This is a genomic window from Ruminococcus albus 7 = DSM 20455 (assembly GCF_000179635.2).
Taxonomy (GTDB): Bacteria; Bacillota; Clostridia; order Oscillospirales; family Ruminococcaceae; genus Hominimerdicola; species Hominimerdicola alba.
Genome location: NC_014824.1, coordinates 101352 through 122296 on the forward strand (window position 1 = coordinate 101352; position 20945 = coordinate 122296).

Annotated in this window: 19 protein-coding genes, 10 tRNA genes and 1 pseudogene; 21 read left to right on the top strand and 9 right to left on the bottom strand. The window is 39.9% G+C overall.

The genetic code is table 11. The annotated features are described in order from the left end of the window. The first annotated feature begins 77 nt into the window (after positions 1 to 77). The 12 genes from RUMAL_RS17135 (at position 78) to tnpB (RUMAL_RS17185) (ending at position 3446) form a co-directional block, all read left to right on the top strand. Positions 78 to 308, top strand: coding sequence for a helix-turn-helix domain-containing protein (locus RUMAL_RS17135; protein ID WP_013483376.1), 231 nt, complete (start codon positions 78 to 80; stop codon positions 306 to 308). Positions 309 to 333: 25 nt separating this feature from the next. Next, positions 334 to 407, top strand: a tRNA-Asp gene (locus RUMAL_RS17140). Positions 408 to 413: 6 nt separating this feature from the next. Further along, a tRNA-Gln gene (locus tag RUMAL_RS17145) sits at positions 414 to 484 on the top strand. A 6-nt stretch (positions 485 to 490) separates the two neighbouring features. Further along, a tRNA-Cys gene (locus RUMAL_RS17150) sits at positions 491 to 561 on the top strand. 10 nt (positions 562 to 571) lie between these two features. Further along, positions 572 to 644, top strand: a tRNA-Phe gene (locus RUMAL_RS17155). 218 nt (positions 645 to 862) lie between these two features. Beyond that, a tRNA-Trp gene (locus RUMAL_RS17165) sits at positions 863 to 934 on the top strand. A 242-nt stretch (positions 935 to 1176) separates the two neighbouring features. Then, positions 1177 to 1262, top strand: a tRNA-Tyr gene (locus RUMAL_RS17170). A 4-nt stretch (positions 1263 to 1266) separates the two neighbouring features. Next, a tRNA-Tyr gene (locus RUMAL_RS21930) sits at positions 1267 to 1352 on the top strand. A gap of 101 nt (positions 1353 to 1453) precedes the next feature. Next, positions 1454 to 1539 (top strand) — tRNA-Ser (locus tag RUMAL_RS17175). 3 nt (positions 1540 to 1542) lie between these two features. Continuing rightward, positions 1543 to 1637, top strand: a tRNA-Ser gene (locus tag RUMAL_RS17180). Between the two features lie 3 nt (positions 1638 to 1640). After that, positions 1641 to 1727: transfer RNA gene (locus tag RUMAL_RS21935), tRNA-Ser, on the top strand. A gap of 600 nt (positions 1728 to 2327) precedes the next feature. Beyond that, a complete protein-coding gene (tnpB, locus tag RUMAL_RS17185) occupies positions 2328 to 3446 on the top strand; it encodes an IS200/IS605 family element RNA-guided endonuclease TnpB (RefSeq protein ID WP_013483378.1) in 1119 nt (372 codons plus the stop codon). 62 nt (positions 3447 to 3508) lie between these two features. Here tnpB (RUMAL_RS17185) and RUMAL_RS17190 read toward each other — a convergent pair whose 3' ends face one another. Together RUMAL_RS17190 and RUMAL_RS17195 are read right to left on the bottom strand one after the other, a co-directional pair. Next, complete coding sequence (locus RUMAL_RS17190) at positions 3509 to 3886, bottom strand: hypothetical protein (RefSeq protein WP_013483379.1); 378 nt, start codon at positions 3884 to 3886, stop codon at positions 3509 to 3511. A 23-nt stretch (positions 3887 to 3909) separates the two neighbouring features. Continuing rightward, positions 3910 to 4227 (bottom strand): low molecular weight protein tyrosine phosphatase family protein, encoded by a 318-nt coding sequence (locus RUMAL_RS17195; protein ID WP_013483380.1) that lies wholly within the window; start codon positions 4225 to 4227, stop codon positions 3910 to 3912. 437 nt (positions 4228 to 4664) lie between these two features. Between RUMAL_RS17195 and RUMAL_RS21455 the strand changes: the two genes are divergently transcribed. Together RUMAL_RS21455 and RUMAL_RS17200 are read left to right on the top strand one after the other, a co-directional pair. Then, positions 4665 to 4754, top strand: a complete 90-nt coding sequence (locus RUMAL_RS21455) for a transposase (protein ID WP_242843417.1) — start codon at positions 4665 to 4667, stop codon at positions 4752 to 4754. An 18-nt stretch (positions 4755 to 4772) separates the two neighbouring features. Beyond that, complete coding sequence (locus tag RUMAL_RS17200) at positions 4773 to 6098, top strand: IS200/IS605 family element transposase accessory protein TnpB (protein WP_013483381.1); 1326 nt, start codon at positions 4773 to 4775, stop codon at positions 6096 to 6098. A 68-nt stretch (positions 6099 to 6166) separates the two neighbouring features. On the opposite strand, the gene RUMAL_RS17205 is transcribed toward RUMAL_RS17200, so the two are convergent. The 3 genes from RUMAL_RS17205 to RUMAL_RS17215 are packed head-to-tail and all read right to left on the bottom strand — an operon-like array spanning position 6167 to position 7432. After that, entirely contained in the window at positions 6167 to 6949 is a 783-nt protein-coding gene (locus tag RUMAL_RS17205; RefSeq protein WP_013483382.1) for a GIY-YIG nuclease family protein, read from the bottom strand. Position 6950: 1 nt separating this feature from the next. Further along, positions 6951 to 7181, bottom strand: coding sequence for a DUF1653 domain-containing protein (locus RUMAL_RS17210; RefSeq protein WP_013483383.1), 231 nt, complete (start codon positions 7179 to 7181; stop codon positions 6951 to 6953). After that, a complete protein-coding gene (locus RUMAL_RS17215) occupies positions 7178 to 7432 on the bottom strand; it encodes a hypothetical protein (protein WP_013483384.1) in 255 nt (84 codons plus the stop codon). Before RUMAL_RS17215 ends, RUMAL_RS17210 begins: the two co-directional genes overlap by 4 nt. Positions 7433 to 7849: 417 nt before the next feature. Here RUMAL_RS17215 and RUMAL_RS17225 point away from each other — a divergent pair, with 417 nt between their 5' ends. Further along, positions 7850 to 8275, top strand: coding sequence for an SH3 domain-containing protein (locus RUMAL_RS17225; protein ID WP_013483386.1), 426 nt, complete (start codon positions 7850 to 7852; stop codon positions 8273 to 8275). A 745-nt stretch (positions 8276 to 9020) separates the two neighbouring features. Continuing rightward, the gene (locus RUMAL_RS20980; protein ID WP_013483387.1) at positions 9021 to 10424 is read left to right on the top strand and encodes an Ig-like domain-containing protein; all 1404 of its coding nucleotides are present in this window, start codon (positions 9021 to 9023) and stop codon (positions 10422 to 10424) included. A 258-nt stretch (positions 10425 to 10682) separates the two neighbouring features. Here RUMAL_RS20980 and RUMAL_RS17235 read toward each other — a convergent pair whose 3' ends face one another. From RUMAL_RS17235 to RUMAL_RS21940, 4 genes and pseudogenes are all read right to left on the bottom strand, one after another. After that, positions 10683 to 11555: a hypothetical protein gene (locus RUMAL_RS17235; RefSeq protein WP_154662931.1), complete on the bottom strand. Its 873-nt coding sequence runs from the start codon at positions 11553 to 11555 to the stop codon at positions 10683 to 10685. A 530-nt stretch (positions 11556 to 12085) separates the two neighbouring features. Next, positions 12086 to 13242 (bottom strand): annotated as a pseudogene (locus RUMAL_RS17240) (IS110 family transposase). Between the two features lie 1457 nt (positions 13243 to 14699). Then, positions 14700 to 15215, bottom strand: coding sequence for an N-acetyltransferase (locus tag RUMAL_RS17245; RefSeq protein WP_013483389.1), 516 nt, complete (start codon positions 15213 to 15215; stop codon positions 14700 to 14702). Beyond that, positions 15208 to 15360, bottom strand: a complete 153-nt coding sequence (locus RUMAL_RS21940; protein ID WP_157865500.1) for a hypothetical protein — start codon at positions 15358 to 15360, stop codon at positions 15208 to 15210. Before RUMAL_RS21940 ends, RUMAL_RS17245 begins: the two co-directional genes overlap by 8 nt. Positions 15361 to 15811: 451 nt before the next feature. Between RUMAL_RS21940 and RUMAL_RS20985 the strand changes: the two genes are divergently transcribed. The 5 genes from RUMAL_RS20985 (at position 15812) to RUMAL_RS17270 (ending at position 20942) form a co-directional block, all read left to right on the top strand. Next, positions 15812 to 18196, top strand: coding sequence for a BspA family leucine-rich repeat surface protein (locus tag RUMAL_RS20985; protein ID WP_013483391.1), 2385 nt, complete (start codon positions 15812 to 15814; stop codon positions 18194 to 18196). 272 nt (positions 18197 to 18468) lie between these two features. Beyond that, positions 18469 to 18786 carry an IS66 family insertion sequence element accessory protein TnpA gene (tnpA, locus tag RUMAL_RS17255; protein ID WP_013483392.1) on the top strand — a complete coding sequence of 106 codons (318 nt, stop codon included), beginning with the start codon at positions 18469 to 18471 and terminating at the stop codon, positions 18784 to 18786. Continuing rightward, positions 18780 to 19136 (top strand): IS66 family insertion sequence element accessory protein TnpB, encoded by a 357-nt coding sequence (gene tnpB / locus RUMAL_RS17260; RefSeq protein ID WP_013483393.1) that lies wholly within the window; start codon positions 18780 to 18782, stop codon positions 19134 to 19136. Before tnpA ends, tnpB (RUMAL_RS17260) begins: the two co-directional genes overlap by 7 nt. 92 nt (positions 19137 to 19228) lie before the next feature. Beyond that, the gene (gene tnpC, locus RUMAL_RS17265; protein ID WP_013483394.1) at positions 19229 to 20740 is read left to right on the top strand and encodes an IS66 family transposase; all 1512 of its coding nucleotides are present in this window, start codon (positions 19229 to 19231) and stop codon (positions 20738 to 20740) included. Then, on the top strand, positions 20730 to 20942 hold the full coding sequence (locus tag RUMAL_RS17270) for a hypothetical protein (protein ID WP_043550632.1): 213 nt from the start codon (positions 20730 to 20732) through the stop codon (positions 20940 to 20942). Before tnpC ends, RUMAL_RS17270 begins: the two co-directional genes overlap by 11 nt. Positions 20943 to 20945 lie beyond the last annotated feature (3 nt).

Genomic DNA, 20945 nt, shown 5'->3' on the forward strand with positions numbered 1-20945 from the left:
CTGAGAGAATATGACCGCCTGTATGTAGTGCAAACTCATACAGGCGATTTTTTATTCTATCGGAAGGTGGTATTATTATGACTGAAGAGATGCCTGTCATAAATATGACAGCGACAGGTTCCAATATAAAGACTCTTATAAAAGCAAAAGGTTTTAAAGTGACAGAGCTTCAGAACATTCTGGTGTTCAACACACCTCAGTCCATATTCAAATGGATGAGAGGGGAGTCCATACCCTCTATCGACAATCTGGTGATTCTGGCACATATACTGAATGTCACCATTGATGAGATAATAATCCTTAACTAATACGTCCTGTTCATTCAGGACACACGGCTCCGTAGTTTAACCGGCTAAAACACCGGCCTGTCACGTCGGAGAGCGCGGGTTCAAGTCCCGCCGGAGTCGTCATAATTCCGTTTCGTCTAGTGGTAGGACATCGGTTTCTGACACCGAAAACGGGAGTTCAAATCTCTCAGCGGAAATAATTTGACTGTGTAGCCAAGTGGAAAGGCTGTCGGCTGCAACCCGACGAGCGTAGGTTCGATCCCTATCACAGTCTTTAATCACATGCCTCTGTAGCTCAGTTGGTAGAGCGTATGCCTGAAGAGCATAGCGTCGCAAGTTCGATTCTTGCCGGAGGCACTTGTAAAAGTACAAATGTTTTTTGAATATCACAAATGTTATCTGTACTAAATTTCCGTTTCGTCTAACAGGCAGGACAACAGACTTTGACTCTGTCAATGGGAGTTCGATCCTCTCAACGGAAGCTAATAAGTCTCTATTACAAATTATGTATTGAAATTCTATCGGGTATCATCTTTAGAATTCAAGGAGTAGTTTGTAATAGAGATGATAGAAATAGGAGAATAGTTCAATGGCTAGAATGACGGTCTCCAAAACCGTAGATCTCAGTTCGACTCTGAGTTCTCCTGTCTATACTACAGGTTTATTGAAATCTGTACTAAGTTATGTTATAATGTCATTAAAGAAATCAAGAAAGGAAGTTCATTATGAAAAACACAGTATTTGCATTCTCATATTCATATAGTTATTCAAGCGTTGTTCAGAAGAATAAGGCTCGTTTGGCTATGCGTGAATGTTGATACTGCTTGATGATAAGCTTCAGCATATACCGTTTGGCTTTCGGGTCAGGCGGTATTTTTATTTGTTATTCGGGAGAGTCACCCAGCGGCGAGGGCAGCGGTCCGTAAAACCGTGACATTAGAAACATCGAAGGTTCGAGTCCTTCCTCTCCCACCAATATGAGCAGGTACAGAGAATCGGCAAACTCGGCGGTCTGTAAAACCGTTGCTTTATGCGTAGTGGGGTCGGCACCCACCCTGCCCACCATATGTTGGCATAACCCTAACTGGTAAGGGATCGTCTTGGAAAGGCGAGAGTAATCGGAGTTTTCCGATGTTTCGGTTCGAATCCGAATGCCGACGTTATGCGCTGTGTTAGTGTAATTGGTAACACACTGCTCCCGAAAAGCAGCGTCCTTTTGGACTTACAGGTTCGAGTCCTGTACACAGCGCCATATGGTCACATAAGCCTAATTGGTAAGGCAGCGGTTTGCTAAACCGTGAGTAATCGGGTTATTCTGATGTCCGAGTTCAAATCTCGGTGTGGCCGCCATCTGCCGTGTATGCAGGCTGGCTCTGCAAACTGTCTTGAAAACAGTATACCGTAAAAAACGGTACGTGGGTTCGATTCCCTCACGCGGCGCTATAATAAACTATATTCATTAGAATGTGATTTTAGCAAAAAGAAAGGGGGCTACCACGCAGTAGCCCCACGATCTTTGAGCCGAAGCTCAATTGTCCATTGCCTTATACCGTCTCGCCTTACGGTATTGCCCAAATTATAGTATATCACTTCGGGCGATTGTTGTCAAGTGTTTTGCTTTAAGAAAGATAATATTTTCTGTTTTGGGGTATATTACAATCAAAGGGATACCAATGACCTTTATCCTCTTTCAGCAAGAAGACTCCCACCTCTTAGGTGGGAGATGAATTGCGTTTCTTACTCACTGGACTTTTCACTATGCTCATAGCATAAAATATTCAGTCGAATAAAATGTAGAGGCTAAAATACAGTTGATTTGGATAATAAAGCATATTCTTGCTTTACAAGAGGAGCGATTTTTTTAACAGGGCGAGAACACACGCTACTTTAGCTGTGGGATGAAGCCCTGTTTTTTATTTTTTATAAATTTTCTTGTATAATAATATTGTAGATAATAATTAATAACTGGAGGTCAGACAGATCAAATAATACTACTAATATAACACTATGGAACATAAAGCCATAAAAGGAGTGAACACTATGGCAAACAAAGCATTTAAATTCAGAATATACCCAAATAACGAGCAAAAGGTTTTGTTTGCCAAAACCTTCGGCTGTGTGAGATTGGTATATAACTATTGGTTATACAAAAAGATCAAGCAGTATAAAGAATATGAGACAACTTTAAATTACAATGCTTGTGCCAAAGAAATGGCTGAACTTAAGAAAATGGAGAAATACTCATTCTTACGGGAAGTGGACAGCGTATCATTGCAGCAGTCGCTTCGACACCTGGATACAGCGTTTCAGAACTTCTATAAACAGCCTAAAACAGGATTTCCCAGGTTCAAATCAAAAAAATGTAAAAAGAACAGCTATTCTACCGTTTGTATCAATGGTAACATAGCCATATCCAATGGATACTTGAAATTACCTAAAGTCGGACAAGTCAAAGTAAAACAGCACAGGAACATTCCTAATGAATATGTTCTCAAGTCTGTGACAGTAAGTCAGACTCCAAGCGGAAAATACTATGCAAGTATTCTGTATGAGTACGAAAACCAAGTACAGGAACAGGAACTGCATGACTTCTTAGGGCTTGACTTTTCGATGCACGAGCTGTACAAAGACAGCAACGGCAATGAACCGGCTTACCCCGGATACTACAGAAGAGCTGAAAAAAAGCTAAAAAGAGAACAAAAAAAACTTTCTCTTATGCAGAAAGGCTCTAAAAACCGTGATAAACAACGTATCAAGGTTGCTAAAATGCATGAGAAAGTTGCAAATCAACGAAAGGACTTTCTACATAAACAGTCAAGACAGATAGCCAATGCCTATGATTGTGTATGTATAGAAGATCTAAACATGCAAGCAATGTCTCAGGCACTTAAATTCGGCAAGTCGGTTTCAGATAACGGCTGGGGAATGTTTGTAACATTCCTGAAGTACAAACTGGAAGAGCAAGGCAAAAGGCTTGTAAAGATAGATAAATTCTTTGCGAGCAGTCAGACTTGTTCGTGCTGTGGATACATCAATAAGGAAACAAAGAACCTTGCTATAAGAGCATGGGACTGTCCCGAATGCGGAACTCACCATAACAGAGATGTAAATGCTGCAATAAATATAAGAAATGAAGGTATGCGTATAGCATTAGCGTAGCCTTAAATCATAAAAACCGTGGGACACACGGGGTTAGCTCGCTTATGCTTAGTGCATTAGTACTATCGAACGAGAACCGAACTCGCTGAGGTCAGGGGAAGCCCCCGCCTCTTTAGGCGGGGGAGGATGTCACCCTTGTATACTACAGGAATAAGCTCATTTGTATTCTTGACCTGTATCAGAAGTGAACGTCCGCTCATGCTGTATTCATCATCTACATATCTTATTATAACAGTGCTGTCGGGAATCAGTTGTTGTAGTATTTTTTCATAAACCTTTCTGTCGAAGATGAAATCAGAATCCGTTGCTGACGTGAAAACCTCGATAGCATAACAAAGACTGTCGAGTTCTTCTTCAGATTCAGCACCTGCAATATAGTCATCATACGCGACCTTGATGAAGAACCCATACTCGTTGTTATCATAATACTCTACTTTCATGGACAATTCCTCCGAAAATAAAATTACAAATATTCACTTACGCTGCTATCAAGCAAAGCGATAAGTTCCTCGTCCATAAACCCATATTCATCGGGAATGTTTAAGCAGATAACCTTTTTGTTCGAAAGTGACGAACTGTATTTATCCTTTATTCTACGAAGATGTTTCTTTTCCATACAAAAGATCATGTCGGCCCAGCCGATAAGACCTTCCGTGACTTTCACACGAGAATTGTTTTCCGTTCCTGCAGAACGTACCTGATGTCCATTGTATCCGTCGAAGTATTTCTCGGCTGTAAGACTTCGGCGTTTGTTTTGACTACATAGAAATAGTATTTTCATGGAGTTCCTTTAGTTGTCATTCATTCCGAATTTTTTGCTTAATAATCTGGCTTTCCACTTGTTCTCGATTTTGACGATTTAGCCGCCGCACGCTCGTGACTTTAGTCATGAGCGTGCGGCGGCATTTCTTGACATTCTGTTGAGCATGGTCGAGGGTATGTATATTCATTGTAATACCATATCGTAAGAGCTACCAAATACAGGAAGTCCTGATCATATACTTCGTCTTGTAAACTGTAAGCCTCAATTAAGAACGTCAGATACTATAATTCTTAAGTGAAAGACAGCTAAGTGAGTAAGATTAGCTGTCTTTCTGCATCTTAAACCTCATAAAAAGAAAAATTGAATTCTGTTTTTGTCACGCGTGACACAAACACAGAACAACTTTTAAGTATATAAAATTTTAAATTCTTAAAAAAATCTACTATAATAAATATATATGGAAACCATCGTATTTTGTAGCAACTGTAAGCGACAGAAGTCTTAAACAGGTAACAGATTACATTAATTCTCAAAAAACCAAGTAGAAGGAGGGAGTCTGCAGTATGCAGATATATACGACTTACAGCGTTAAGATCAAGCATTACAACAACATCTTTAAAGATACCGTTATCGTATACAGACATGCTGTAGATTACCTTATCAGCGTTTGTCTGGATCATTGGGATAACATTGTTACATTCAAAGGGGTGAGTAGACTCACATATATTGAAACACTGATCCATGCTACAAAAGATAATCCCGATCCAATTTATGATTTTGATGCCAAATTCTATAAGATGCCAAGCTATCTGCGCCGTGGTGCAATCAACGAGGCTATAGGCAAGGTATCATCTTACAAAAGCAATCTCGATAACTGGATCAAAGATCCGGTCGGAAGAGAACCATCGCATCCAAAAGCAGGTTATTCATTCCCGTCTATGTATCGTACAGGAATGTACAATCAGACCGGTGATTATACTGCCCAGATCAAAGTCTACATCCGTAATACATGGGACTGGATAACGATAAACCTTAAAAAGTCTGATATGGATTATATATACAGACATTGCCGCTTACGCAAACAATGCGCTCCAACACTTCAAAAACGAGGCAAGGAGTGGTTTTTGGACTTTCCGTTTGAGGAAAAGGTCAAACTTGCAGATATATCTGTGTATGAACAGACCATTGTTGCTGTAGATCTTGGTATCAACACTGCCGCTACGGTTTCCGTAATGCGTTCAGATGGCACTATTCTTGGAAGGCATTTTTGTAAGCTTACCAAAGAAACAGACCATCTGATGCATAGCATTAACCGTATAAAAAAAGCTCAGCAGCATGGTAACTATAAAACACCAAGGCTTTGGGCAAAAGCCAAAGGCATCAATCACGACATTGCCATAAAAACTGCGAACTGCATCGTAAATATAGCTGTTCTTTATAATGCAGATGTTATTGTATTTGAGCATTTAGACAAGAACGGTAAGGTCCGCGGTTCTAAAAAGCAGAAACTCAAGCTGTGGCGCAGTCAGGAAGTTCAGTCTATTGTAACGAATAAAGCTCACAGACTGGGTATGAGAGTAAGCCATATCTGTGCATGGAATACGTCACGCCTTGCCTACGATGGCAGTGGTTTTGTACTTCGTGGTAAATTCGGTGGTTTCAATACCTATGAGCTATGCAAATTTCAAAATGGCAAGTCCTACAACTGTAATCTATCTGCTTCGTATAATATTGGGGCAAGATATTTCATACGTGAAATATTAAAATCCTTGGATGAGAATTCAAGGTTGCTCATTGAGGCAAAAGTACCTCAATGCAGTAAGAGAAGCACCTGCACGTTCTCTACCTTAGTTAACCTGAATGCGGAAATTATTGCTCAAACAGCATAATTTTCTGAGTTCAGGCTGTATGGTAGAAACGTAGTCCGCCTGCCTAAAGTGGGCGTGTCCGCTAGACACTATAGGAAGCACGCGACTTTAGTCGTGTGAGGCTTCACAACGTCTTCTGTGATGATTGTTTTCGGGAGAATTTGCAGTGTCGAAAACTGGAAAGCATGGTATCTTTCAGGGTAGTAACAGATAAGTTCTTTCATCTTTTTGTTGTATCCGTGATGTGAATTTACATAGCAGCACCATCTGCCAAATAAACCATCTTCACCGTAAGCCGAGCCGCCATATTGCTTTCCTGTTTCCGTGTCAACGATAAGATAGATGGCATTTACGGATTTGAGCGCAATGTGCCATGCTTCGTATATCTCTTTGTTATCCACGATTTCTTTAAGCTGGTCATAGGAAAGCAACGCTTCATCATATCCCATAAATACTTTCTTCTGGTCGGGCATTATTGAGATAACAGGCTTTTCTGTCGTTCCTTTTTGATCCCACTTACGAGTAGACGGACCCCAATCAATGGTCAGTTTGCCTTCGTATTCTTTTAGCAGATCAACTTTTGTTAGCTCGTATATTGCATTATCGCCTTTATAGCATTCCGCTTCTTTTTCAGGCATTCCTTCGGGAAGCATATCTGGAGTGTCAGAAACATAATCACCAACTTTGTATATGGCATAAAGCTGAGCTAAAGTGCCTTTACCACTTATAAATACGACCCAGTATTCATAAACTTTTCCATTGTCAGCACACTCTTTGAAAACCTTATCAGAAAGTGCGTGTCTTATTAGCTTAACTTTTTTGGGATCCAGTCCTACTTTTTTCAGAATATCAGAAAAATACAGTATTACCATATTATTCCAGCCTCTCAAATCTCCTGAATGACTTTCCGTCCTTTTCAACTAACTCATTCCACATCTCAGCGGGGCGCACCCATACACCGTGTTCGCCGTAAAGCGCACGATAAACGACCATAGGTTCAAGTGTTTCCGAGTGCTGTGCTATTTCAAGAACTTCATATTCGTTACCTTTGTAGTGACGGTATTTGCCTTTTGGAATAGTGTTTAATGCTTCTTTATAGGTCATTCAGTATCATCTCCGGTTATAAAGCTCTCTATAACTGCCATTATTTCATCAAGTCGCTTTTCGCCGATACCGTTGATTTTACCTATCGCATTACGCAGATCGGTCAGGTCAACATATGTACTTTCGGCGCTTGCAACGCCTTGATTGTATATATTTCTGAGTACAGACTGCATCTTCTCTCGGCTCATTTTCTTGACCTCTTTGTATAGGGAACGTGGCAGTTCAAATGAATTATCTTTTTCTTCTGACATTATATGGATACTCCTTTCATTATAAAGAATATAACAATTATACCATACCAAAATTCGATAGTCAATAAATTTGTTGGCAAAATGCCCTGAAATTCGAACTTTAAGGCTTATTATCATATAAAAGATTCTTCCATCTTTTGGAATTATCATTTGAATCTAATTGACTTTTTTAAAATTCTTGTGTATAATTTACTTGAATGACTTTTCAGAAAGGATGATTATAATGCATAAACGTACACAGGAAGAAAGAATCTTCGGAACTTGGGTCGTAGTAGTTGAAAATTCCAATCTTAAATGGTTTTTTCACAATAAAGACGCTAAGGAATATAAACAATTTTGTGAAAACAATGGCATAAACGCTTATATCTGTAAAAATATAACTGATTCAGAGAATGATAACTAGGAATAATATTTTGAATGACGAGAGGATTATTTTATGAGAAAAATATAGTTACAGTTATAATTACTGCATGCTGTCTTACTGCCTGCGGTTCAGTTACAAACCCAGAACATGATAATACATCTACCCAGAGTGAAACAACAGCAACGACCACTACAACTACCGAATCATCACGTCATAAGGGCGTAACTAAAATAATTGAGATCTCGGAACCTGAAGCCAAGACGACTTCCGACGAAGAATGGCATCGTCGTGATACGTACCACTCGACGATCGGGCTCGATACTTACGTCTATGCAGAACCTTCAGAAGATTTCGAGCAGATAGGTGAACTTAAAATAGGGGATGTAGTTGTGGATATCGGCGATGCAAATGTCGATAATTGGATAGTTATTGAATGGAATGACGGTATTGGTTTTGTTAATAGAGACTATATATGGTAGAATTTTCATAGACATATGTTGAATTTAGAAGAACTTGAGCTTTCAAGTTCTTTTTTATTTTCCCGAATTTTCTTCTATCATTACATCAAAGAACCCATCATCAGATAAAGAGGTGTCTGATATGCACAAAATCGAATTGTATTTTTTGATGACGGTGTTTTTTAATGTTTTTCACAATAGCCCGAAAATACGGGAACTTAGCGCTTTTTATTTAAAGCTGTTTTGCATAGCTTTTAATGGGTTTTAATAACCTATAATGACCAATATTATGGTGTGTTCCGAATAAATTAGTGTCAGATAGGATTTGCAGCATATTGTTTATATTATCTGTTCTGCTTTTTTCTTCTTGTTGCTTGATAAAACAATTTATATGATATATTTGCTGTTTTTTATCATTTATGATAAGACAGCAAAAATCACATTCGTACATCTTCGGGCAGCTTCATATAACTTTGTTGACCAAAAGTTGTCCAAGACAGACTAAGACAGCGGAATATATCGTAATCAAAAAAGGCAGGCTGAGCGTTCTCCTCACCCTGCCCCAATTTTACCCGCCGCATTTGTCACTATCGCCAAACATTTAGTTAATAAAGATAATAACCGACACATTTTCTTGACGAATCTGCCAAAACGTGTTATAATGCCAATTAGTTGTAAAGATTTTTTTCAAAATAGTAACAGAAGCTTTCTCTTGAGGTGTCTTTCCCCGAAAGGCTTGCTTTTGTAAAAAACAGGAGGTATTTATATGACTATCAGAAATTCATGGAAGAAGCTTATAGCAGGCACACTGGCTGTGCTCGTTGTTGCAGGTGCGGCGCCTGCGGCTCTCGGCGGCGGCGTGAAGCTGTTTGATACGGCGATAGTGGCGAGCGCGGACAGCAGTACAATAACTGTTGTATCGACCACCGATGAACTGTATGCCGCTTTGGATGACAGCTCCGTTTCGTATATTCTGTTCGCCGGTGATATTACCATTGGCTCTTCCATATATATCAACAGAGATCTGACAGTAGACCTTAACGGTTATACCTTGTCCCATTCGGCGTGGATACTGTTCAATGCTGACTGTAAAGTAACGTTTCAGAACGGTACGATAAACAAGGGATCGGGTAGTGGCTATTTTTACGGTTATGCTACAGTTAAACTGACATTGAAGGATCTTAATCTGTATACATCGTATAGTGTTGTTAATATTGCTAATTCAGCAAGCAGTGTCACACTGGATAATGCATATTTTGAGTCAGCGTATGACTATTCTTTTGCATACAACGATAACGAAGCCACGGTAAACGGCACTTCGAGGGATACACCTGTCTCGACATTTACCAGAAATGTGACCGGAGTGACGCTTGACAAGACCGAAATGGAGCTGACCTACGGCGAGAGCGATACTGTATCGGTAACTTTGCTCCCGTTTGATGCCGAGAACAAGCGTCTTACCGTTCTGGTCGGTGACACCGATATTGCTGATTATGAGTTTGATCAGACCAATCCCAATGGAATTATTGTAACAGGCAAGAAGGCTGGGACAACGACTATAACATTTACCGGTGACAGCTGGACAGATACGATCGATGATGACATATCTGCCGTACTGACCGTGACCGTAAACAAGGCTGACAGCACCGTTACCGTAGCCCCCACAGCCAACGAGCTGACCTACACAGGCAGCGGACAGGATCTTGTAGCAAAGGGTGAGACCGAGGACGGAACGATCGTATATGCTATCGGCGAGAGCGCAGATACCGCACCTAATGCCGATGCATTCTCCGAGAATATCCCGGGCGGCACCGAAGCAGGCGATTACTATGTATGGTACAAGGTCATCGGTGACGAGAACCACAACGACAGCGAGCCTGTATCTGTAAAGGTAACGATCGCAGAGCCCGAAGACAGCAGCACTCCCGACAGCTCCGAGACCGACAGCAGCACAGTTGACAGTAGCGAAGCTGAAAGCAGCGAAGCAGAGAGCAAGGCAGATGAAAGCAAGGCAGACAGCAAGTCTGATTCGACCAAGACTGACAGCTCTTCAAAGGCAGCCTCAGCAGCAACGACCTCTAACCCTGCAACAGGCTCAGCCGCAGCAGGAGTAAGCGCAACAGCCCTCGCAGCCGCAGCACTTATCGTTTCAAAGAAGAAAGACGAATAATGATCTGATATTGATCTGACACAGCAGACCGCCCCAAGTGGGCGGTCTGTTTTTGTCATGCAGAAGTTAAACCACCTAAAGATAGACTGGAAGGAAAAAAATACAGAAAAACTACAAGAACGAAGAAAGCTGTTTGAGAAAAAAAGAGAGGTGTTATTCACCATTAGAGAAAAAGCGTTTGGTAAGTTATACTAAGCGCTTTTTCATTAAAAGAATATGTTTCTTAAGAAAAATCATTCTATGCCAAAACTTGTTTTTTCATATATTCTCTTTTTTGTATATTTTAAGTTTATCAGAAATAGCACTAATTTCTTTTCTGTATTTTTCTCCCCAAACAAAAATATTGCCATTGTTTGATATCCAACCCCAGGAGCTATCCCAATCTACTATAATAGTAAAATCATGCAAAGGCGATATCTGTAAAGAATTATTTCTGTTTTTATCTCTTTCGATACAATAATTGTAGAATACACCGTCCGTAAAAATCCGCACATTTGAAATATCTGTTACACTATTTTCCATAACATTCACGAACAATTTATATAAGTCATCTGAATAGGGCACATCATCAGAAGGGTGATATGTATATACATCATATGGCATCGGCGGTACAAAGCGGTGTTCTTTCAGCGAAAAGGAAAACCGTCTTTCCCAATCCGAGGTGAAGTTTTTCACAAATACTTCTTTGAATACAGTGTACGGATCATCCAGCTTATCTTGTATTTTAACCATGTAATTGTATTGACCAATAATACATTCGGTAAATGTATGACGTTTCAAACTCAATATATCGGTGCTGTTTGAATCAAGATAATATACTTTCGGGTCGTCACCATCACCAAACCTAAAGAAGTTGATACATTCTGTCGCGTGAGACTTGAAGAAAAAACAATCGTCGATATCAAATCCAAATTTGCAGAAATTCTCTGTAAGTTGTTTATCATACAATATATCTTTCTTTATATCCAAAAACGAGAGCGAACCATCTTTATTATGGACTATTTGTTTATAATCATCACCGTCCCACATACCAAAATTCTGTCCTGCATTTCTCAGGAAATCGATATATGCTTTCGGCATGATTTTGGGGCTTACTCTGCCTATTAATGTTGATATATCAGTTTCATTCATCGGCTCACACTTCATCGTTGTATTCGCTTTAATGAAATCAAAGAAATCCTGAATGTCGATCCGTTCTTCGTATATACATGGATATTTACTTTTCATAATTATCCCTCCTCAAAATATCTTGTAAAATCTCGTAAATACTCGCGAAATCTCAGTATTTCATAATGATAAGTTCAAGAAATGAACCAAGTTATGGATGATCCAAAGCATTGAATGCCGGATTTAACGTTATCAGGGTATAGCAAACAAAACGTCTTGAGAGATCTGTTTTGACAGCCTTGATGCGACCCATATCCGTTACGGCAGCAAATCTCCTCTGTCCAACGGGATCATTCGTCACGCGAAGTCCCAACTTCCTTCGTTCTGCCTATCCATAACAGGGCGTCGGCGCAGCTCCTTTGCGAGGTCTTGCCCCTTGGTAATAATTCCTGCCGACTGCCGGCTCATCCTTTGTTGTTTTCTTAATGTTGCTTCCTCTGCAGCACCTTTCGGCGGACGCTGCCTGCAGTTTCAGCTTGTAGGTCTTACACCCGTTAAGCTGCTTGCGGCTCTTCGGGACGCCTGATGTCTCTTAACAGTTTTTCCGGCTCATAGTCAGCACCGCTTTTCAGTATGGCATAAAACACTCGTATCAGCTTGTTTGACAGTACCATTAGCGACTGTTTCTTTTTCAGCGGATTCGTTTTTCTGCCTGTGTAATAGTGATGTATTTCCTTGAATTCCGGATTTGTCGCTGTCAGTGATAAGACTGCCTCAAACAGAAGAAACCTAAGCCGCTTCCGCCCTCGCTTACTTATCCTTGACTGCCCTTTATCTGCATCAGCTTCTTTGCATAAGGCACCTTACTGACCAGTGTTTCGATCAGTTCCATTATCTGTTCAAGTCGGTTTTGAAGTCTGTCGTAGTCCTCAAGCAGCAGAAATATCTCCAACCTCGCAGTTTCATGTCCCTCGGTATGACCGATGCTTCGCCTTGCAGCCTCTACCAGGGTCTTAGCCCTCTTTTTACCGACTGCTCTCAGCTTGGCTTCACGCCATATCTCATTGATCTTTTCCTCTCCGAGCGCTATGATGTCACACGGCAGTGCGGCTTTTTTCAGTATCATCATACTGCTGACTGCACTGAAACTACCGTAAACGTCTTTATACTCCGGAAAGTATATCGTAAACCAGCGCTGTATGCGATTTTTGATCCGTGTGAGTTCTGCCTCTGCCTGAAACCTAAGAACGGTTGCATTTCTTAGCTCGGCGTATATACACTCAGGCATATACGGATAAGCGTATCTGCCTTCGATGACGAGTTTCGCAATTGTTTTGGGATCCTTCCTGTCGTTCTTGCTGGGAAGGTGATCATCAAGTTCTTTGCTTCGCTTAACGTGGAGCGGATTGACCAGTACCGGCTGCATTCCGTTATCCTGAATAAACTTAGCGAGATCGAACCAATAATGTCCTGTCGGCTCCATAGCCGGCATAACGGTTTCTTTTCCGCTCTTTTCCATGATCCCGGTGATCCATTCAAAAAAGCCTGCGAATCCTTCTGCGTCATTTGTGAACACATAGGCCTTCTTTGAATATTCCATCCCTCTCCAGTCAAATGCTCTGGCATGGTGCTTTTCGCTGCCTACATCGATCCCGACAATTATTTTTTCTTCTCCTACTTGCAAAATCTTTTCATTTTGTGTATAATACATATAGGGGACACCTTTCTGTAGTTTGTATTACTAACTTTCGCATCGTCAGTATTTACATTCTACACTGAGGTGTTCTTTTTTGCAACCCCTTGATTTGTTTGGTTACAGGAAGCTCCTTAATTTATTTATAAAACAATCACACTGCTTTGTACTGCATTTGAGGACTAGTATTTTTGTGTAATCAATACTTAGATACTATTCCGTTATGTATTGTTGTAATTCCACCAGTCCCATCATAAACTGTAATTTTTATACATGGAAAATTCAAGCTAAAGGCTCACTTTCTTATAGTGGACAAAGTCTCCAAATTATCTACTCACTTACTGGTTGCAACAACTACAAGATTAGTAAGCTTAATCGCATTAGGAACAAGGCAAGCATTCCACTCCTCTGACCGTTAAAATTCAGAAAAAGACCTCACCGGTAAAGTGAGGTCTTTTCTAATTGTTTTCCCCAAAAAAATTTTAGGAGGATTAGTGATTGATGATTCGAAATTATTATATCATAAACAGCGCTCGATGTCAAGCAGTTTATACACGACCTAAAGGTTGCTACATATGACAACTTTTTTTGTAAGTCAGTTTTCTGACACTACTGAGCATCCGAGTGTTTGATTTATGCTGCTCTTCTAGACAGTATCCTCCAGACAAAAAACTATTCAGAAATTTCTTCAAATAAAACCTTCATCTTTGATTTCATGCGAAGAAAAAACAAAAGGCATATCTACGATGCACTAAACGAAATCAAAAAACCAAGTTCAAAATAAAACAGCAGGGAAGTGCTAAGAAAATCAAACGTGAAAATAAAAAAATAGTGCTTTGAAAAAAATTTTTATTCCAAAATAAAAAAAATAATTTAATTTCTATATCCCCTAAAACCACGTATTTTCGGGATAAATCAGCCTTTTGCATTTATTAATATAACATTTACAAAAACTTTATAAAAGAATTTATATGGAATTTCAATATTCAGAAAAGTCCGAAAACAAGCCATTTGACGGTAATTCACTATTTAAAAAAGGCAAAAAAACAATAAAAAAAATAGTTTTTTCCTTTTTTATCTAAATAAATTTTCTTATATAATACTTGTAGTGATAATGATTGATAATTTGGAGTCTAGTGATCGTCTTATAAAATAAGCTTATGTAATATATAATGAAGCACTTAATGAAATAAATAATGAATGATTCAGTAGGACATAAATGTACGTATGAAATATTTTTTGAATCTGTAGTTATACTCAGTATCGTAGAAATGAAAAATCCAGTAAGAGCTTATACAAGATGATCTAATTATGCCGGACTCGGAATAAACTGAGTCCGTTTTTTTTTGTTGAAATCAAAATTTCAGGTTTTCATTTTGAACGTAAATACAATAACAGTAATGAATAATTACAAACTAATAGTACGGGCGGGTCCGTATAGAAACGGATCCGCCCTATTTTCATTATATTTCGTTTTAATCTTCCAGATCCAGTGGCAGATACATGGGTATGCATCTTTTTTCACCGTCATTTTTAGCCATCTTCATGTCATCCTCTAATTCTTCAAACCCATTGCGTTTATAAAGATAGTAGCCTTCCTCGGTAGATGACAATGTTATGAAGGTAAAACCAACATAGTTGTCCTGCAGGTGCAACACACGGTTAAAACAATCGCCCAGCAGAAAATCAGAAACATAGCCTTCTTCATCAAATTTCACCTTATGGTATTCCTGATCAAGTGCGAGGTAGTTTATGTAAATTGTTCCACCCATTCGGATACTTTGATCATCTTCGATATGTCCTGTACTTATATTGTAGTAGCCAACAATAGCATCTTCCGAAATCAGCACATAGGTCTTGCCAAACAATGGATCGAGGGAAATGCTGTCACGCAGGAACATATTGATCGCTTCATTGCCACAGTCGAATTTAGAAGCGAATTGCTTTTGAAGTTCTTTTGTGTAGGGGATGGTGTGAAATGTATCAGTCATCAGTTTTTACCATAATGATCTTATTGTTCTTTTTATCTAAGAACATTTTGGATCCGCGCAACATGGCAGCATTTCTGTCAAGTCTTGACTTGCAGCGAGTCCTTTTGACCTTGCCACCTGTTCTGAAAGGCTTATCTCCTGGCATTGAATATGCTCCCATGAAAATCATCTCCTTACAATTTGGTCGAGTTTTTTCTCAATAATATTATATCACATCTTGGTCGAATAATCAAGCTATCTTAAAAATTTCATATTCACTCGGCTCTATGCGATAGTTCTAATTTCGTTTATGATACCAAGGCATCTGTTACAACATCAAAAGTGCCGGATGATCTTTTTCTAGATTTTGTAATTTTCATATATGATAATTTCAGTACCAGTACATCTAACAGGAATGAGAAAATCAACCAGCAAATGAACGACACATAGTTACTGTCAAAATATACATTAATATAATTTTCTAATATGAATTAGCAACAAATAATTAAGAAAATATATCGAAATTATTGACATTGATAATTATATGTGATATCATATTTTGGGAAATATTGATATTTATTACGATTTTCAACACGATAATTTAGGAGGTCATTAAAATGAAGATGAAAAAAGTATTAGCGGTAGTGATGGCGTTTTGTATGGTGGCAGGTGCGGTTAGCTTTGGAGCGCCTGTTATTGCACAAAGTATAACCGCTGAGGCAGCTAATGCAAGCTGTTGTTCAATGAATTATAATACAGGTGTGCTTACACTTAGTGGTGAAGTTGACGCTAGTGCTGTAAAGGCATATGCTAATAATAAGAATGTAAAATCCGTTGTAGCCGAAGAAGAAACTGTTTTTCCTGAAAACTGCAGTAAGCTGTTTTATAATTTCAAATACTGCACTTATATGGATCTTTCAAAAGCGGATACAAGCAAAGTAACAAATATGAGTTATATGTTTAGCTCGTGTAATGCATTGAAAACTCTCAATATTAGCGGTTTTAAAACGAGCAAGGTTACAGATATGAGCCATATGTTTTATTGGTGTAATAAACTAACAACTCTTGATTTAAGCGGATTTGATACAAGCAATGTTACAGATATGAGTTATATGTTTAATTGGTGCATTGACCTGACAACTCTTGATTTAAGCAGATTTAACACGAGCAATGTCACAGATATGAGCTATATGTTTTATTGGTGTAATAACCTGCCAACTCTTGATTTAAGCAGATTTGATACAAGCAAGGTTACAGATATGAGTGGTATGTTTGGCGGTTGTTACAGTTTAGCTACTTTAAATACTAGAGTGTTAAATACAAGCAAAGTTACAAATATGAGCAGTATGTTCTATTCCTGTGCCGGTTTGACTACAATTGATCTGAGTAGATTTAATACAAGCAATGTAACAGATATGAGTGGTATGTTTAATATCTGTTCAGGTTTGACCACGATTGATCTGAGTAGGTTTAATACAAGCAATGTAACAGATATGAGTGCTATGTTTGGTTCTTGTTCTGGTTTGTCTACAATTGATCTGAGTGTATTAAATACTAGCAAAGTAACAAATATGGCCAATATGTTTAGCGGCTGTTCAGGTTTGACTGAACTTGATCTGAGTGGGTTTGATACAAGCAATGTAACAAATATGAGCAGTATGTTTAACGGCTGTTCAGGTTTGACTGAACTTGATCTGAGTGGGTTTGATACAAGCAATGTAATAAATATGAGCAGTATGTTCAGTTACTGTACCGGTTTTACATCATTAGACCTAAGCGGATTTGACGCAAACAGTGTTACCGATATGAAATATATGTTCTCGGGCTGTTCTAACCTGACCTCGCTTGATCTGAGCGGATTTGATACCGGTAATGTCACCAATATGTGGAGTATGTTCGGGTATTGCACCTCTTTGTCTAAACTTGATGTAAGCAGTTTTGATACAAGCAATGTTACAGAAATGACATATATGTTCACTGGTTGTAACAAGCTTACAGAACTTGATTTGAGTAATTTTGATACAAGCAATGTTTGGCAAATGAGTAATATGTTTTCCGGCTGTTCAGGTTTAACTTCGCTTGATGTTAGCAGCTTTGATACTAAAAAAGGCTATAATATGTCTAATATGTTCAAGAATTGTTCCAGTCTGACTTCACTTGATGTAAGTGGATTTGATGTAAGCGAAGCTTCATTTATGGATGGTATGTTTGAGGGCTGTTCCGGTTTGACTGAACTTGATATCAGCGGTTTCAAAACAAACAATGTTACCAATACGTACAATATGTTTGCTGGTTGTTCGGGTCTGAGATCACTTGATCTGAGCGGTTTCAATACCAGCAAGAATCTGACCATGTACAATATGTTCACCGGTTGTTCAAGTTTGATGTCCCTTGACCTGAGCAACTTTGATACTACTAAAATCACAGATATGAAAGAAGTGTTCAAGGGTTGTACTGATCTTACTACACTTGATATCAGCAACTTCGATACAAGCAAGGTAACAAATATGAGTGCTATGTTCGGCGATTGTAATAATCTGAAAACCATTAAAATTGGCGAGAATTTCAAAAACATAAAAGAAGCTGCAAAGCTTCCTAACGGTGAGGGCTGGGTGAATGAAAATGCGCCTTCAACCATTATCAGCGGCAGTGATGAATTTGCTGTTATTGAAAACAGCGGCAACAACACCTTCAAGCGTTTCACACCGGTTGAAGAATACGTGCCCACATATCCCAGAAATATCAAGGTAGAATACAGCAAAAAATATCACCAGGTCAGATTTACTTGGGACAAAGTCGAAGGTGCTGATAGATACGGCATAGCAGTATATCTGGCAGGAAAGTGGAGAGTTCAAGCGCAGAATATCACCGGAACGGTTTACACTTCTCCCAAAAATCTCACCCCGGGCAAGACCTACAAAGTGGCTATCGCCGCAAGAGTTAACGGCAGATGGGATACAACAAACGCTATCAGACATTCGGGTACTGTTACTATCAGGTGACAGGATGATGCTGAAAAAATGATCTGAAAAATACGAAACGGATAGACCGTCATTATCTGGCGACTATCCGTTTTTTGTGCTACGATTTTCATGCAATTGTAATCATTTACGCCTTCACTTGCTGTAAAAAAGTAAGCGTATAACCACACGCACCTACCTCACCAAAGTCTAATGAAGTATAATAAACTCCAAACAACACCATGAAGTAAATTGAATAATCCAAATTGATCCATGGAGTTCATTGGAGACGATTAGACAAGGAGGTAACAGGTATGGACAAAACAACATCCATCACAACAATCAAAAAAGAAATGCAGCTTCAGGAATGGTCTGCGCAGATCAAAGCACAGCAGGCAAGCGGTCTGACGATCCGGGAATGGTGCAAAGAAAATGGGATCAAGCCAAACACGTATTACAACCGCCTAAGAAAAGTGCGTGAAAAGTATATCGAAAATTCTCCGACCATCGTTCCTGTATCAGTTCCTTGCTCAAACGAAAATATCCGCATTGAGAAAAACGGACTTCAAATATCTCTTCCGGCAGATATATCTGCGGACACTCTGACCGCTTTGGTGCATGAGCTATGCTGAATGATCTGGCAGCGGACGCACAGGTCTATCTTGTTACGGGATACACCGACCTTCGACGCGGGATAGACGGACTTGCGACTATCGTTCAGGCTCAGCTTCGACTTGACCCGTTCTCGAAAGCATTGTTTTTGTTCTGCGGCAGACGTTGTGACCGCATCAAAGGTCTGCTGTGGGAGGGCGATGGTTTTCTGCTGTTGTACAAGCGCCTTGACAACGGAAGATTCCAGTGGCCGCGCAGTGAGACCGAAGCAGTAATGCTCACATCTCAGCAAATTCGCTGGCTTCTGGAAGGCTTGAAAATAGAGCAGCCGAAGGCTATCCGTGAGGGAAAGCCGGGGGCGCTGTATTAAGGCAATACTTACCGAATATTCAGAATATGTGCTTGAAAAGCCCCTCTTTTCGTGGTATCATTAAAGTATCATAACGAACGGAGGGGTGCTTTATGTCCGAACCAAATATGACATCGGAAATTGTATCGCTCCGTAATGAAAACGCTGTTCTCAAGGAAGAACTAGCACTTGCCAATCAGCAGTTAGCGTGGTTCAGAAAGCAGATATTCGGAAGAAAAACAGAGCAGACATCTGTTGTTATGGAAAAGGAGTTCGGTGTTCAGCTTTCCATGTTCGGAAACAATGAAGAAAAATCCGCAGCTAAATCTGCCGAAACAATTACTGTTCCCGAACACAAGCGCAAGAAAAAACGCACTCACGATGAATGGATGAACAATCTGCCTGTAAAAGAAGAACATCACAAAATTGACAACCCGGTATGCGAAATATGCGGCGCCGAAATGGAAGAACTGACTCCCGAAAAGGCTTACGATGAACTTATATTTACGCCGCCAAAATATCATATCCGCAGGCATATAGTACATAAGTACAAGTGTCCCGAGTGCGGAGAAAAGCCCGAAGAAAGGGACGAACCTTGTCATATCATCCGTGCGCCATATCCTCACGCTATGATCCCGGGAAGCTATTGCTCTCCCGAACTTCTGGCTCATATCATCTACGAAAAATATGCAAAGTCAGTACCTCTGCACCGTCAGGAAAAGGACTTTAATTCCAAAAACATACCTCTGCTCAAAGCGACTATGTCTAATTGGGTAGGCACTGCTGCCGAAAAATGGTGTTTGCCGATTGTGGAGAAAATGCATGAGACGCTTATCGCAGGGCAGATGATCCATGCCGATGAAACGACCGTTCAGGTGCTTCACGAGGAAGGCCGAAAGCCTACCACGACATCAAGAATGTGGGTCTACTGCAACGGCAAAATGAATGACAGGAGCATCATCATTTTCGATTATCAGCCGACACGAAAGGGTGAGCACGCCTCGAATTTCCTGAAAGGATTTATCGGCTATCTTATCTGTGACGGATACGATGCCTACAATGCAGTCGAGGGTGCTAAGCGATGCGGCTGTATGACTCATGCAAGGCGTGGTTTTATTCAGGCTCTTCCGAACGACCAAAAGCTGCACAGCACTTCTGTTGCGGCAAAGGCAGTAGAATATTTCAACAAGATATATCACGAAGAAAATCTGCTTGCCGACAGCTCCACAGAATACAGATATAAACAGCGCCTTGTGAAGGTAAAGCCTTTGCTTGACGAGTTTTTTGCGTGGCTTGAAAATGTTCAGGTCAGTGGTAAGGGCAAGCTGACAGATGCAGTAAGATATGCGTTGAATGAACGGAAATATCTTTACACGTTTCTTGAAAACGGAGACGTGCCTATCGACAACAACAGAGCCGAAAACGCAATAAGACCGTTTGCGTTAGGCCGAAAAAATTGGCTGTTTTCAAATACAGCAAACGGAGCCAGATCAAGTGCAACGCTGTATTCGATCATTTCAACTGCACAGGCGAACGGTGTTGATGCTGAGAAATACCTGACCGAGCTGTTTTCACAGCCTGCGGGAACGATATTATTACCATGGAGGGAAGAAAATGAAACTTAGTAATGAAGATGCAAAGCTGTTTTATGAACTGTTTTTTCCACTGCTTGACTATGTGAACAGAGAATATCATATACTTCCTGAGGAAGATTATTTCGGGCAAGGAATGATCGACCCACAGGATGCTGCGGAGGTTGCCCACTTTTTATGGGAACGGACATGGATCATTGATGATTATCTTGAGCGATCGGATCTGCCCGAATAACAC